This window comes from Variovorax sp. P1_H2, assembly GCF_056405295.1.
Genome location: NZ_JBFUCJ010000018.1, coordinates 32,926 through 46,331, shown reverse-complemented (window position 1 = coordinate 46,331; position 13,406 = coordinate 32,926). Strand labels below are relative to the sequence as shown.

Below are 13,406 nucleotides of genomic sequence, written 5' to 3'. Positions count from 1 at the left end.
GGAGCTCCAGGGCCTCACGCAGCGCCGTGCGCCTCGCGCAGGACTTTCGCCGCCGAGACCATCGCGCGCAGCTTGGCCGTGGCGACGTCGCGCGCCAGGTACTTCATGCCGCAGTCTGGCGCCAGGATCACGTTCTCGGGCTTCACGTACGGCAGCGCACGGCGGATGCGCTCGACGATGGTCGCGACCGACTCGACCTCGGGCGTCGACAGGTCGATGCAGCCCACCATCACCCGCTTGCCGTCCAGCGCCTGGAGCGCCACGCAGTCCAGGTGCGACTGCGCGGTTTCGACGGACACCTGCCTGCAGCTGCATTGCGCCAGTTCGGGCAGGAAGGAGTAGCCGCTGGGCCGCTCGTGGATGATCGCCGCGTAGCCGAAGCAGATGTGGACCGCGGTCGTTCCCGTGATGCCGTCGAGCGCGCGGTTCAGGGCCGCGAGCCCGTACTGCCGCGCCTTCTCGGGCCGCGCCTGCATGTAGGGCTCGTCGATCTGCACCACGTCGGCGCCGGCGGCGAACAGGTCGCGGATCTCGGCGTTGACCGCCTCGGCATAGTCCATGGCGGCTTCTTCCTCGCTGCCGTAGAAGTCGTTCTGCGCCTGCTGCAGCATCGTGAACGGACCGGGCACGGTGATCTTGACCTGCCGGTTGGTGTGGGCGCGCAGGAACTTCAGGTCATCGACCTCGACCGCATGCCGGCGCCGGATGCGGCCGACGATGCGCGGCACCGGGTTCGGATGGCCCGAGCGGTCCAGGGCCGTGCCGGGGTTGTCGAGGTCGATGCCGTCGAGCGCGGTCGCGAAGCGGTTCGAATAGCTCTCGCGCCGGATCTCGCCGTCGCTCACGATGTCCAGGCCCGCCTCTTCCTGGGCCCGGATCGCGATCAGCGTGGCGTCGTTCTGCGCCTCTTCGAGGTACTGCGGCGGAATGCGCCAGAGCTCGCGCGCCCGCACGCGCGGCGGGAAGCGGCCCGCGAGCTTGGCACGGTCGATCAGCCAGTCGGGTTGCGGGAAGCTGCCGACGATGGTGGTGGGAAACAGCATGCTGATCTCCAGGGTGTGGTGGAAGAAAAGAAGAGGCGTCAGACGCCCAGGTAGGCGCGCTGGATCTCGGGCCGGGACAGCAGCTCCTGCGGCACGCCCTCGGCCACCACGCGGCCTTCCTCGAGCACGTAGGCGCGCTGCGAGATCTCCATCGCCATCACGACGTTCTGCTCGACCAGCAGCACGGACATGCCGCCCGCGTTGATGCGCCGGATGGCGGCGAACATGTCGTGCACGATGCGCGGCGACAGGCCGAGCGAGGGCTCGTCGAGCAGCAGCAGGCGCGGCCGCGCCATCAGCGCGCGGGCGATCGCGACCATCTGCTGCTGGCCGCCCGAGAGTTCGCCCGCCGGGCTCGCGAGCTTCTCCCTGATCGCCGGGAACAGCTCGATGACCTGCGCCAGGGTCTCCCGCCGTTCGGACTTGGCCTTCGGCAGGTAGCTGCCGAGCTCGAGGTTCTCGAGCACACTCATGCCGGTGAAGAGGCGCCGGCCCTCGGGCACCAGCGCGATGCCGGCGTCGCAGAAGCGATGCGCCGGCAGTTGCGTGATGTCGCGGCCGTCGAGCGCGATGCGTCCGCTGCGCGCGTGCAACATGCCGGCGATGGTGTTGATGAGCGTGGTCTTGCCGGCGCCGTTGGGCCCGACCACGCACAGCAGCTCGCCGTCGCGGACGTCGAGCGAGACCGACCACAGCGCCTGCGCGGCGCCATAGGCCACCTGGAGATCGCGCACTTCAAGCATGGGCCTTCCCCAGGTAGGCGGTCATCACTTCGGGCCGCTGCATCACGTCGCCGACCGCGCCTTCGGCCAGCAGTTCGCCGTGGTTCAGGACGACGATCCGGTCGGTCAGCGCCATCACGGCGCGCATCACGTGCTCGACGAACACGATGGTCGAGCCCTGGTCGCGGATGCGCCGGATCAGCGCCACCGCGTCGTCGATCTCGCTCGGCGTCAGCCCGCACAGCACCTCGTCGAGCAGCACCAGCCGGGGCCGCGCGGCCAGCGCGCGGGCGAGCTCGAGGAACTTGCGCTGATGCAGGTTCAGGTCGTCGGGCCGCGCGCCGGCCTTGTCCTCCAGGCCGGTGAACTCGAGCCAGCGCATCGCCTGCCTGCAGGCTGCGGCCGGGTTGCGGCTCGCGCCGCCGAACATCGTCGCGACCGCCACGTTCTGCAGCACGCTCAGGTGCGCGAAGGGCCGGGGGATCTGGTAGGTGCGGGCGATGCCGCTGCCCGCGATGCGGTGCGCCGGCAGGCCGTTGAGGCAGCGGCCCTCGAACCAGATCGAGCCGCCGGTCGGCGCGAAATGGCCGCTGACGACATTGATGAAGGTCGACTTGCCGGAACCGTTGGGCCCCAGCAAGCCGAGGATCTCGCCGCGCCGCACCTCGACATCGACGCCGCCGAGCGCGCGCACGCCCTTGAACGACTTGGACAGGCCTTGCACGCGCAGCAGCACGTCGCCCCGCGCGCCCGCGGTCGCTGCGGCCCGCACCGGCGCCTCGGACACCGGGGTCGGGCCGCTCGGCACGGCCGGCGCGCGCTTCCAGACGCGGCGAAGGCGCTCGAGGATGCCGTCGGGCATGAACAGGATCGCCGCGATCAGGATGGCGCCGATCATCGCCTTGCCGGCCACGGCGTGGTCGGCCGCCGTGAAGCTGTAGAGCAGCCCGGTGATGACCACCGCGCCGATCGCCGGCCCGGCCCAATGGCGCGTGCCGCCGAGCACGCTCATCAGCACCACCGTCAGCGGCACCGTGATCGTGAAGACGTCGCCGGCGGTCACGTAGGAGAGGAACAGCGCGTGGATGCCGCCGGCCACGCCGGCCAGCGCGCACGAGATCGCCAGCGCGAAGAGCTTGTAGCGGTAGGTGGGCACGCCCAGCACCTCGGCGGCGTCCTCGTCGTCGTGGATCGCGAACAGCCCGGCGCCGAACTTCGACACCTGGATGGCCCAGGCGATCAGCAGCGTGGCCACGGCCGCGGCGAGCGCCAGCAGGTAGAAGGTGGCCGAGGGCGTGGGCCCGATCTTCGGCACCGGCACCGCGGCCAGCGAGACGCCGTTGCCGCCGTCCAGCGGGGTGTTGACCACGATGGTGCCGATCACGAAGGTGATCGCCAGCGTGAGCAGCGCGAACAGCTCGCCGCGCACGCCCTTGACGCGGAACACCACGGCCCCCAGCGCCACGCCGAGCAGCGCGGCGACGCCCGCGGCCACCGGCAGGGTCCAGAGAAAGGGCCAGTCGTAGCGCGCCATCAGGTTGGCGCTGGTGTAGATGCCGGCGCCGAAGAAGGCGCCGTGGCCGAAGGAGAAGTAGCCCGAGTAGCCGGACAGGATGTTCCACGAGGTCGCCAGCACCACCCAGTGCAGCATCAGGTAGAGCAGCGAGTCGTAGAAGGCCGGCAGGCCCAGCTGCGGCACGAAGGCCAGGGCCACGCCGGCCAGCAGGATGACCATCGGGGTTCGTTGGAAGCTCATGCGGTCTTTCCGGGTCGCAGGACGAGGATCACGATCAGCAGCGTGAACGAAACGATCGGCGCCCACGAGGGCGCTGTCACCGCCATGGTGATCGCCTCGCTGATGCCGATCAGGGTGCCCGCGACCAGCGGCCCCAGCGCGCTGCCCAGGCCGCCCAGCATGACGGCCGCGAACACGACGCCGATCCAGGCGTACATCTGCGACGGTGCCAGCGTGAAGCTCAGCGCCAGGCAGACGCCGGCGACGCTGGCGAGCGCGGCGCAGGTGCCGGCCAGCGCCAGGCCGAGCGCCTTCTGGTTGACGCCGAAGGCCGCGGCCACCGGTGCGTCCTGCGCGGCGGCACGCATCGCCCGCCCGAGGTCGGTGTAGCGCAGCACCGCCCAGACCGCGAAGCTGAGGCTCACGGCCAGCAGCAGCGTGATGAGTTCCGGAACCGGCACGAACAAGCCGCCGAGCTTGAACTTCTGCTCGGCATAGCTCGATTCGAGCTTGCGGAAGTCGGCGGTCCAGATCGACTGGATCACGCTCTCCGCGATGCCCGTGAGGCCGAAGGTCAGCAGCAGAGAATTGAAGGGCGTCACCTGGAAGCGGACCATCACCCAGTGCAGGGCGGCGCCGAGCGCGAAGAAGGCCGGCACGATGACCAGCAGCGTCAGCAGCGGGTCCATGCCCATCGTCGAGAGCTGGTAGCAGAGGTAGGCCGCCAGGAAGGCGAACGCGAAGTGCGCCAGGTTGATCAGCCGCAGCAGGCCCCAGCTCAGGCTGAGGCCCAGGCCCATCAGGCCGTACAGCGCGCCGACGAAGATGCCCGACAGGATGGACTGGGACAGCAGCGAAAGGCTGGGCAGCGTGAAGTTCACGGCGTCAGCAGCTTGGCGCCACCCGAGGTGACTTCCTTCGGCCACACCACGACCCACTTGCCGTCCTGGATCTGCTTGATGCGCATCAGGTCGTCGCCGAAGTTGCCGGTGCCGTCGAAGCGCAGCTTGCCCTGCAGGGTGTCGACCTTGTGGGTCTTGAGGTAGGTGCCGATCGCCTTGTCGTCCAGGCTCTGGGTGCCGACCACCCCGGCCTCGAGGATCTGCCAGGCGGTGTAGGAGGCCGCGGCCTGGGTCTCGACCGAGGTGTCGGTGAAGCCGGCCTTGGCCGCACGCTCGCTGTAGATCTTCACGAACTCGGCGGCGCCGAAGTTGGACGTGAAAGGCGGCTGCGCCTCGAAGATCGTGGCCGAGAGCGCGTTCTTCGCGTCCGGCGACGCCAGCAGCGGCCCGGGCGCGGGGTAGAGATAGAAGTGCAGCGGCGGCGAATAGTCGATCTTCTTCATCGCGTCGAGCAGCAGGTTGCCCTCCAGCCCGATGGCGCCGACCCAGACGAAGTCGGGCTTGGCATCCTTCACGCGATTGGCGATCGGGCCGAAGTCGCGGTTGCCGAAATCCCATTCGAGGAAGAGCACCTCGGTCAGGCCGCGCTTCTTGAGCACTTCGCGCGCGCCCGCGCTCATGAACTGGATCGACGGGAACTTGCTGGTCACCACGGCCACCGTCTTCGGCGGCTTGGGCGACGCCGCCAGCGCGTCGAACAGCGTGTTCGGCACCGTGGTCGCCGGGTCCGAGCCGATCGACCAGGCCGGGAACTGCATGTCGTACTTGGCCAGCGACGGGATGCCCAGCGTGTGGTGCACCAGCACCTTGTTGTAGCGCTGCGCCACGCCCATGGCCGACAGGATCGCGCCGGTCGCGTACGGCCCCATCAGGAGGTCGACCTTGTCGGCCGTGACCAGCTGCTCGTACAACGTGCGCGCGAGGTCCGGCTTCGACTGGTCGTCCTTCACCACCCACTCGATCGGCCGGCCGAGCAGGCCGCCGCGTTTGTTGAGCTGCTCGACGTAGATCTCGCCCACCAGCTTGTGGATCTGCGCGGTGGCCGACAGCGGGCCGGTCAGCGCCAGCGTGCTGCCGATGCGGATCGGCGGGCCCGAAGGCTGCTGCGCGAAGGCGAAGCCGCTCGCCGCAAGGGCAATGGCGGCCACGGCCGCGCGCCGGTCGATGCCTGGAAGTTTTCCGGTCTTCATGGTGCTGTCTCCTGTAGGTTCTTATGAGCGAAGCGAACGAGAAAGGGTCTTCAGTGGCCGCCCGGCCGCCCGAAGGGCACTGAGCGCCCCCTCGGGGGGCAGCGATACGCGAAGCGATGAGCGTGGGGGTATTTCATGTCAGTCGACCTGCGCGCCGGAGCGCTTGACCAGGCCCGCCCACTTGACCAGTTCCTTCTGGTTGAAGGGCTGCAGGTCCTCGGCGCGCATCTGGCCCGGCTCGACGCCCTGCTCGCGCAGCCGCGTCATCACCTCGGGCTGGGCGAGCACGGCGGCGCCGGCCGTGCGCAGCTGCGCCAGGGTGGCGGCGGGGGTGGCCGCCGGCGCGTAGAGCATGAACCAGGCGACCAGGTCGAAGTCCGCGATGCCCTGCTCCATCAGCGTCGGCACCTGGCTCGCCGCGGCGCTGCGCACCGCGCCGCTGGAACCCAGCGCACGCAGCTTGCCGGCCTTGATCTGCGGCATCACGGCGGCCGGGTGATAGAACATGAAGTCGACCTGCGACGACATCACGCTGGTCAGCGCCATCCCGCCCTCCTTGTAGGGCACGTGGAGCATCTTGCCGCCCAGCCGCTGGGCCAGCAGTTCACCGGCCAGGTGGCCGGAGGTGCCGTTGCCGGCCGAGGCGAAGCTCAGGCCGGCCGGCCGGGCCGCGGCCTGCGCCAGGTCCTTGAGCGACTTGAGCGGCGAATCGGCCGCCACCACCAGCAGGGTCGGCGTGTAGCCGATGAAGGCGACGGGGGTGAAGTCGCGCGCCGGGTCGTAGGGCAGCTTGCTGAACAGCGCCGCGTTGATCGCATGCGTGCCCACGGTCCCCATCACCAGCGTGCGGCCATCGGGCGGCGACTTGGCGACCAGGTCGGTGCCGGTCGATCCGCCCGCGCCCGCGCGGTTGTCGACGACCACCGTCTGCTGCAGGTTCCTCGCCAGCGCGTCGCCGACGATGCGGCCCACGGTGTCGGTGGTGGTGCCGGCGCCGAAGGGCACGACCATCCGGATCGGCCCCTTGTTGTCCTGCGCCTTCGCCTGCCCGCCCAGCAGCAGCGCGCTCGCAGCGAGCGCCGCCGCGCCGAGCCATCGAATCGTCGTCCTGAAAGCCATGTCCTGTCTCCGTCCGTCGTTGTTCTATTTGCGCTTGAGCGCGGCGCGGATCTCGTCGCTGTGCTCGCCGAGCATCGGCGGCGGGCGCACCTCGAGCGCGCGCTCGCCGTCGAAGCTGACCGGCGAACGCACCGTGCGGAACAGCCCCATCACCGGGTGCTCGGCCGAGGTCATCAGCTGCAGATGCTTCGCCTGCGGGTCCTCGAGCGCCTCGCTGGTGTCGTACATCGGCGCGTTCGGCACGTCCTCGCGCTGCAGGCGGCGGCACCATTCGTCGCGTGGCCGCGTGCGGAAGCGCTCGCCCAGCAGCTGGATCAGCGTCTCCTGGTTGTCGATGCGCGCTTCGCGGGTGGCAAAGCGCGCGTCCTCGAAGATGTCCGGCTGCTCGATCGCGAGCGCCAGACCGCGCCAGAACTTCTCGGGCGACGACATGTGCAGCGCAATCCACTTGCCGTCCGCGCAGCGCAGCACGTAGGACTGCGACACGCTGGGCCGGCTGTAGGGGCCCATCACTTCGTCGACCTGGAAGAAGTGCGTGAAGGCATCGAGGTTGAAGTGCGCCATGGCCTCGAGCATCGACACCTCGACCTTGCGCCCGACGCCGGTCCGGCTGCGCTCGAACAGCGCGCCCAGCGCACCGTAGGCGGCATAGAAGCCGGTCAGCGAATCGGCGATGGCCGGGCCCACCACGCGCGGGTTCTCCGGGTTCACGAGCAGGTGGAGGAAGCCGCTCGCGGCCTGGGCCACGGTGTCGTAGGCCGGCCGGTTGGCAGCCGGTCCGGTGGCGCCGAAGCCGCTGATCGCGACATAGATGAGCTTCGGATTCAGCGCCTGCAGGCGCTCGGCGCCGACGCCGAGTTTTTCCGCCACGCCGGGGCGAAAGTTCTGGATGTAGACATCGGCCTCGGCGATGAGCGCGTCGAGCACCTCGCGGTCGGCGCCGTCCTTGGTGTCGAGCGTGATGCTGCGCTTGTTGCGGTTGTAAGTCTGGTAATGCGGGCTGTAGAGGCCGTTCTTGAAGGCGCGGAACGGGTCGCCCGTGCCGGGCTGCTCGACCTTGATCACGTCGGCGCCCAGGTCGCCGAGCAGCATGCCGGCCGCCGGACCGGTGATGAAGGTGCCTTGCTCGACCACCTTCAGGCCCTTCAGCACCGGGATCATGCCGGCCGCCCGCCGAAGCCCTCGGGCAGCTCGCCGTCGTATTGCGCTTCGCGCGTCGCCTGGTAGGACAGCGCGAATCCGATCGGCTGGCGGATCTCCTCGACCATGTGGGCGATCAGGCCCGCGGTGCGCGCGAGCATCGGCACGCCCTTGAGCCCTTCGACCGGGAAGCCGGCGCCGAGCAGCACGGCCGGGATCGCGCCCGAGACGTTGAGCTTGAGCGGCTTGCCCAGCACCTCGGGCAGCAGGGCTTCGGCGGCCTCGGCGATGGCGACGAAGCGCAGGTCGGTGCCGGCCGCGCGCGCCGCGTCGAACAGCGCGCCGACGCGCTCGTCGCGCTCCTTGTGCAGCGGATGGCCGTAGCCCGGAAGGGACCGCCCCGCCGCGCGCCAGGCCTTCATCACCTCGCGCGCGGCGGCGTCGATCGCCATGCCTGCCTGCACCTTGGCATCGATCTCGCTGAACATGCGGCCGGCCGTCTCGGACGAGCCGAGCACCACCGAGCCGCAGCCGAGGATGCCTGCCGCCACCGCGCCCTGCATCGCATCGGGCGCCGCGGCGAAGGTCATGCGCGCGGCCTGCACGCTCGGCACCAGGCCGTGCTCGGCGATCGCCACCAGCGTGGCGTTGAGCACGGCGGCCTGGCCTTCGGTGGGCCAATGGCCGGTGAGCAGCAGGAAGAAGTGGTCGACGAACGACACCTTGCCGATCAGCTCCTTCGACAGGTCGTAGCCGCGGATGACGATGCTGTGGGCGTCCGAGGTGCTGATGGACGAACGGGGCACGGTGGCCTTGCCGATCTTCATGGGAATCCTTGTTCGATGGTGGGTGGGGGCCGCGTTCAGGCCGGCACGGGCGCGAGGCGGACGTCGAAGCTGGCCGAGTGGTAGGGCACGCGCATCTCGCGGCCATCCACCGCCTTGCCGGGGGGATGGGTCTCGAAGTCGACCACCAGGCTGTCGCGCTTGCCGAAGACGGCGTCGGCGTCGATGTACGGGCTGCCGCCGACGAACAGCTGCGTCGTCAGCATCACATGGCCCGGCGCCGACACCTGCAGGTGGATGTGGCCGGGGCGGAAGATGCTGCGATCGGTGGCGCGCATCATCTCGCCCACCGGGCCGTCGTCCGGGATCGGGTAGTAGGCGGGGCGGATCGACCAGAACCAGTAGCGTCCCTGGGCATCGGTGTGGAAGCGCCCGCGCGCGCCCATCGTCGGCTCGCTGCTGAGCTGCACGTCGTACTTGCCGTTGCCGTCGCCCGACCAGACGTCGAGCAGCGCGCCGGCCAGCGGCTCGCCGCGCACATCGGTCACGCGGCCCATGTAGAGGGTCGGCTCGCCGAGCACGCCCTTGCCGATGTCGGCGCCCAGCGGCAGCTCGGGCGCACCGGCCCAGTAGAACGGGCCTTCGACCGTGGCCTCGGTGGCCTCGGTCGCGCCCTTCGATTCGCCGCTGGCGCGCGCCTGCGCCAGCGCCACCACCATCATCGACAGGCCGATCGTGTCCGACAGCAGGATGAACTCGGGCCGCTTGTCGGTCGAGATCTTCCCTGTCGCTTCGAGAAACTTCAAGCCGGCGAGCCATTCCTCGGGCTGGAGATCGACCTCGCGCGCAAAGGCGTGGATGTGCTTGACGAGCGCGCTCATGAGCTGGCGCAGGCGCGGGTCGGGCGTCTTGCCGAAGGCTTCGAGCACGTCCTGCGTGATGCTGTCCTGGTTGTAGTCCGCCATGGTGTTGTCTCCTGATGGGGCGGACGATAGGCCTTGGCCGATGCGCCGACAAATGATTACTTTCCATCGATATCATCGATGGCATCGATCATTAGCAGGGGTTTTCATGGAGATGAGGCATCTACGCTATTTCGTCGCGCTGGCCGATTGCCTGAGCTTCACGCGGGCGGCGGAGCGCGTGCACGTCACCCAGTCGACGCTCTCGCACCAGATCAAGCAGCTCGAGGACCAGGTGGGCCAGCCGCTGTTCGAGCGCATCGGCAAGAAGGTGGTGACGACCGAGGCCGGGGAGCTGTTTCGGGGCTTCGCCTCGCGCGCGCTGCGGGAGGTCGACCAGGGCGTGGCGCTGCTCAAGCCGGGCGCCGGCAACCTGACGGGCAAGGTGCGCATCGGCGCGACGCACACCTTCAACATCGGGCTGATCCCGGAATGCGTGGCGCTGTTCCTGGCGCGCCATCCGACGGTGCGCATCAGCGTCGAGGAGCTGGCCGCCGAGGTGATCGTCGCCCGGCTGGCGGCCGGCGAACTGGACCTGGGCATCGCCTACCGGCCCGAGGATCCGAGCGACCTGTGGTTCGAGCCGCTCTACAACGAGGAGATGGTGCTGGTCGTGTCGCCGGCCCATCCGCTGGCGGGGCGCAAGCGCATCCGCATGGTGGAACTGCACCGGCAGGACCTGGTGCTGGTGTCGGCGGCCTTCTCGACCCGCACCATGCTCGACGAGTGCTTCCGGGCCTGCGGCGCCGAGCCGACGGTGGTGGCCGAGATGTCGACGGTGGCGCCGATGCTGGCGCTGGTCGCGCGCACCTTGATCGGCTCGATCGTCGCCATCAACGCGGTGCCGGAGGGCATGCCGGGCCTGAAGGTGATCCCGCTCGAGAGCCCGACGCCGATCCGCACGCCGGGCATCCTGTGGCGGCTCGGCGAGAGCAAGCCGGCGGCGGTGCAGTCCTTCGCGGTGATCCTGCGCAAGACCGCGTTGGGAATCAGTCTGCGGCGCGAAGGGCCGGGCTGAGGGTCGCGGACCCCGTCGCTGCGGAGCTCGAGGCCGAGCGGCTTCATCAAGCCGGCACCGCGGCATTGAAGAAGCCGCGCAGCGCGTTGGCCATCTCGGCCCGGACGCGCTCGCCCGATACCACCACGTCGACCATCGTCAGCGAAGTGTGGGTGTGGCCGCGTGCGGTGATCCAGCGCGCCGGCGTCCCGGCCGCGGCCAGCGCCTGGGCGTAGGCAACGCCCTGATCGCGAAGCGGATCGAACTGGCAGGTGACGACGAACGCGGGCGGCAGATTCGACAGATCGTCGGCGCGCAGCGGCGACGCCTTTGGATGGGGGCGTTCGTCAAGGTCGGCATAGTGGTCCCAGAACCACTTCATCAGTGGCGCGGTCAGCACGTAGCCTTCGGCGTTTTCCACGCAAGACGGGCTGGTCATGCTGCAGTCGGTCACCGGTGTCAGCAACAGCTGCCCCGAGATCGACGGCCCCCCGCCGTCTCGCGCCTGCTGGCAGGTCACGGCCGCGACGTTGGCACCGGCACTCCATCCGGCCACCGCCAGCGCGCCAGGAACACCGCCCCACTCGACCGCGTGGTCGGCGACCCAGCGAACCGCAGCCAGGCCGTCGTCGGCGGCGGCCGGGAAGCGCGCCTCCGGCGCGTGCCGGTAGTTCACCGACACGATCAGCGCCTCGGAACGTCGGCACAGGTCCCGGCACAAGGGGTCGTCGGAATCGTGGCTTCCCAGCACCCAGCCGCCACCATGGAAGTAGACAAGCACTGGATGCGGGCCCGGGCTGTCCGGCCGGTACAGACGGTACGCCAGCGCTCCAGCCGCCCCTGGCAACGTGCCATCGATGGTCTCGCCGACCGCCGGGCCCGGCGGGCGCGCCGCCGACAGTTGCTGCAGGAGGGCGCGCGCCTGGTCGACAGGCAACGAATCGAAGCTTGGCAAGTTCATCGCCGCCATCATCTGCAGCACCATCGCCACGTCGGGCTGCAGGCGCCGGACCACGCCGTCCGTGCACCGCGTGCCCTGCGCACCGCTGCGCCTGAAGCCCAGGTAGTCGCAAGCCGCCACCTCGTCGCAGGCGCTGCGGTAGGCATCGACGCCGCCGACATAAGGCAGGAACCCCCGCGCTTTGCCCGGAACGTTGGCCCCCATGTACCAGGAATCGGCCGTCGGGTAGAGCGTGATGTCGGCGCAGTCGTTGACGTGCGTCACCCAGCCGGCCTCGGCGGTCTCGGTGGGCTCGATGGTGGTCATGCCCTCCGCGCGCAGCCGGACCAGACAGTCGGCAACCCAGTCGACATGCTGCTCGATCGACACCATCATGTTCGACAACACCGACGGGCTGCCCGGCCCGGTGATGGTGAACAAATTGGGGAAGCCCGCCGTCATCAGCCCGAGGTAGGTGATCGGCCCGTGCGCCCACTTCTGCTTCAGCGTGCTGCCGTCGCGCCCGGTGATGTCCACCGACACGATGGCGCCGGTCATCGCGTCGAAGCCGGTGGCGTAGACGATCGCATCGAACGCCATCGATTGGTCGGCGAGTGCGATCCCGGTCTCGGTCATGGTCTCGATCGGATGACGGCGCAAGTCGACCAGCCGCACATGGGGCAGGTTGAAGGTGGCGTAGTAGCCGGTGTCCAGGCACGGGCGCTTGGTGCCGAAAGGGTGGTCCTTCGGACACAGCAACTCGGCGATCCGCGGGTCTCGGACGATGTCGCGGATCTTCTCGTGCACCATGCCGGCCACGATTGCATTGGCATCGCGGAACAGGATCTGGTCGGCGAACACCCCCAGCATGGGGATCAACTCCCCCGCTTGCCAGGCCGCTTCGAAGCGTTCGCGGTGCACCTCGGGCGTGCTGTAGCGGCCATAGATCTGGGTCCGCTCACTCGGCACGCCGGCGCGCGACCACTTCGCCGTCTGGCGATAGGCTTCACGATCGGCTTCGAGGGCTGCGCGCCGTTCGGGCCGCACCGGGCCGTTGCCGGCCGGGATCGAAAAGTTCGGCGTCCGCTGGAACACCGTCAGCTGGCTGGCCTGGCGGGCGATGAGGGGGATCGACTGGATGCCCGAAGAGCCCGTGCCGATCACCGCCACCCGCTTGCCGGTGAAGTCCACCTCCTCCTGCGGCCAGCGGCTGGTGAAGTAAACCTCCCCCTTGAAACGCTCGGCGCCCGCGATGTCGGGTGTCTTGGGCAGTGACAGGCAGCCGCTCGCCATCACGTAGTGATTGCAGCGGATGTCTTGACCGGTGTCGGTGCGCAAGCGCCAGCAGGCGGCATCGGCGTCCCAGCGGGCGGCCACCACCCGGGTGTTGAAGTCGATATCGCGCCGCAGGTCGTAGCGCTCGGCCACGAACTGGGCATAGCGCAGGATCTCCGGCTGGGTGGCGTACTTTTCCGACCAGGTCCAGGCCTTCTCCAGTTCGGGGTCGAAGCTGTAGGTGTAGTCGGTGGTCGGGATGTCGCAGCGCGCGCCCGGGTAGCGGTTCCAGTACCAGGTGCCGCCCACGTCGCCGGCCACCTCGAGCACGCGGGTGGAGAAGCCCAGCTGCCGCAACCTGTACAGCAGGTACAGGCCCGAAAAACCGGCCCCCACCACCACCACGTCGAAGTCGGCGGCCTCGGGCGTCGTGTCGTTGGTCATTGGCTCCACCATGCAGGTACCCCCAGGTTGATGCGCTTGCCGGCGACGGCCGAGCGGTCTCAGGTTACAGCGTGCGGGCGCTGCGCGCTATTCACTTCTCGACACCCCTTGCGCAATTCGCGTTCCGGATGTCGACCTCCACGCGGTCCTCC

At 69.4% G+C, this 13,406-nt stretch carries 11 protein-coding genes; 1 reads left to right on the top strand and 10 read right to left on the bottom strand.

The annotated features are described in order from the left end of the window. Positions 1-14: 14 nt before the first annotated feature. The 9 genes from AC1D2E_RS09160 to AC1D2E_RS09120 all read right to left on the bottom strand — a co-directional run bounded on the left by AC1D2E_RS09160 (position 15) and on the right by AC1D2E_RS09120 (position 9,601). A complete protein-coding gene (locus AC1D2E_RS09160; protein ID WP_478197110.1) occupies positions 15-1,043 on the bottom strand; it encodes a uroporphyrinogen decarboxylase family protein in 1,029 nt (342 codons plus the stop codon). A 38-nt stretch (positions 1,044-1,081) separates the two neighbouring features. After that, positions 1,082-1,786 (bottom strand): ABC transporter ATP-binding protein, encoded by a 705-nt coding sequence (locus tag AC1D2E_RS09155; protein ID WP_478197109.1) that lies wholly within the window; start codon positions 1,784-1,786, stop codon positions 1,082-1,084. Beyond that, positions 1,779-3,521, bottom strand: a complete 1,743-nt coding sequence (locus tag AC1D2E_RS09150; RefSeq protein WP_478197108.1) for a branched-chain amino acid ABC transporter ATP-binding protein/permease — start codon at positions 3,519-3,521, stop codon at positions 1,779-1,781. Before AC1D2E_RS09150 ends, AC1D2E_RS09155 begins: the two co-directional genes overlap by 8 nt. Continuing rightward, on the bottom strand, positions 3,518-4,381 hold the full coding sequence (locus tag AC1D2E_RS09145; RefSeq protein WP_478197107.1) for a branched-chain amino acid ABC transporter permease: 864 nt from the start codon (positions 4,379-4,381) through the stop codon (positions 3,518-3,520). Before AC1D2E_RS09145 ends, AC1D2E_RS09150 begins: the two co-directional genes overlap by 4 nt. Continuing rightward, a complete protein-coding gene (locus AC1D2E_RS09140) occupies positions 4,378-5,592 on the bottom strand; it encodes an amino acid ABC transporter substrate-binding protein (protein WP_478197106.1) in 1,215 nt (404 codons plus the stop codon). Before AC1D2E_RS09140 ends, AC1D2E_RS09145 begins: the two co-directional genes overlap by 4 nt. Positions 5,593-5,730: 138 nt before the next feature. Then, positions 5,731-6,711 (bottom strand): Bug family tripartite tricarboxylate transporter substrate binding protein, encoded by a 981-nt coding sequence (locus AC1D2E_RS09135; RefSeq protein WP_478197105.1) that lies wholly within the window; start codon positions 6,709-6,711, stop codon positions 5,731-5,733. A 24-nt stretch (positions 6,712-6,735) separates the two neighbouring features. Next, positions 6,736-7,872 (bottom strand): CaiB/BaiF CoA transferase family protein, encoded by a 1,137-nt coding sequence (locus AC1D2E_RS09130; protein WP_478197104.1) that lies wholly within the window; start codon positions 7,870-7,872, stop codon positions 6,736-6,738. Beyond that, positions 7,869-8,678 (bottom strand): citryl-CoA lyase, encoded by an 810-nt coding sequence (locus AC1D2E_RS09125; protein ID WP_478197103.1) that lies wholly within the window; start codon positions 8,676-8,678, stop codon positions 7,869-7,871. The genes AC1D2E_RS09130 and AC1D2E_RS09125 overlap by 4 nt, the downstream gene beginning before the upstream one ends. A 35-nt stretch (positions 8,679-8,713) precedes the next feature. Further along, complete coding sequence (locus AC1D2E_RS09120; protein ID WP_478197102.1) at positions 8,714-9,601, bottom strand: dioxygenase family protein; 888 nt, start codon at positions 9,599-9,601, stop codon at positions 8,714-8,716. A gap of 106 nt (positions 9,602-9,707) precedes the next feature. Between AC1D2E_RS09120 and AC1D2E_RS09115 the strand changes: the two genes are divergently transcribed. Beyond that, complete coding sequence (locus AC1D2E_RS09115) at positions 9,708-10,616, top strand: LysR substrate-binding domain-containing protein (RefSeq protein WP_478175601.1); 909 nt, start codon at positions 9,708-9,710, stop codon at positions 10,614-10,616. Between the two features lie 46 nt (positions 10,617-10,662). Here the strand turns inward: AC1D2E_RS09115 and AC1D2E_RS09110 are convergent, their stop codons facing one another. Next, positions 10,663-13,254 carry a flavin-containing monooxygenase gene (locus AC1D2E_RS09110; protein WP_478197101.1) on the bottom strand — a complete coding sequence of 864 codons (2,592 nt, stop codon included), beginning with the start codon at positions 13,252-13,254 and terminating at the stop codon, positions 10,663-10,665. Between the last annotated feature and the right edge of the window lie 152 nt (positions 13,255-13,406).

What these genes read in the sequence shown, in the direction of transcription:
- AC1D2E_RS09110 (WP_478197101.1), bottom strand. Translation starts at nt 13,254, where the DNA reads ATGACCAACGACACGACGCCCGAGGCCGCCGACTTCGACGTGGTGGTG.
- AC1D2E_RS09160 (WP_478197110.1), bottom strand. Translation starts at nt 1,043, where the DNA reads ATGCTGTTTCCCACCACCATCGTCGGCAGCTTCCCGCAACCCGACTGG.
- AC1D2E_RS09150 (WP_478197108.1), bottom strand. Translation starts at nt 3,521, where the DNA reads ATGAGCTTCCAACGAACCCCGATGGTCATCCTGCTGGCCGGCGTGGCC.
- AC1D2E_RS09140 (WP_478197106.1), bottom strand. Translation starts at nt 5,592, where the DNA reads ATGAAGACCGGAAAACTTCCAGGCATCGACCGGCGCGCGGCCGTGGCC.
- AC1D2E_RS09120 (WP_478197102.1), bottom strand. Translation starts at nt 9,601, where the DNA reads ATGGCGGACTACAACCAGGACAGCATCACGCAGGACGTGCTCGAAGCC.
- AC1D2E_RS09125 (WP_478197103.1), bottom strand. Translation starts at nt 8,678, where the DNA reads ATGAAGATCGGCAAGGCCACCGTGCCCCGTTCGTCCATCAGCACCTCG.
- AC1D2E_RS09115 (WP_478175601.1), top strand. Translation starts at nt 9,708, where the DNA reads ATGGAGATGAGGCATCTACGCTATTTCGTCGCGCTGGCCGATTGCCTG.
- AC1D2E_RS09135 (WP_478197105.1), bottom strand. Translation starts at nt 6,711, where the DNA reads ATGGCTTTCAGGACGACGATTCGATGGCTCGGCGCGGCGGCGCTCGCT.
- AC1D2E_RS09130 (WP_478197104.1), bottom strand. Translation starts at nt 7,872, where the DNA reads ATGATCCCGGTGCTGAAGGGCCTGAAGGTGGTCGAGCAAGGCACCTTC.
- AC1D2E_RS09155 (WP_478197109.1), bottom strand. Translation starts at nt 1,786, where the DNA reads ATGCTTGAAGTGCGCGATCTCCAGGTGGCCTATGGCGCCGCGCAGGCG.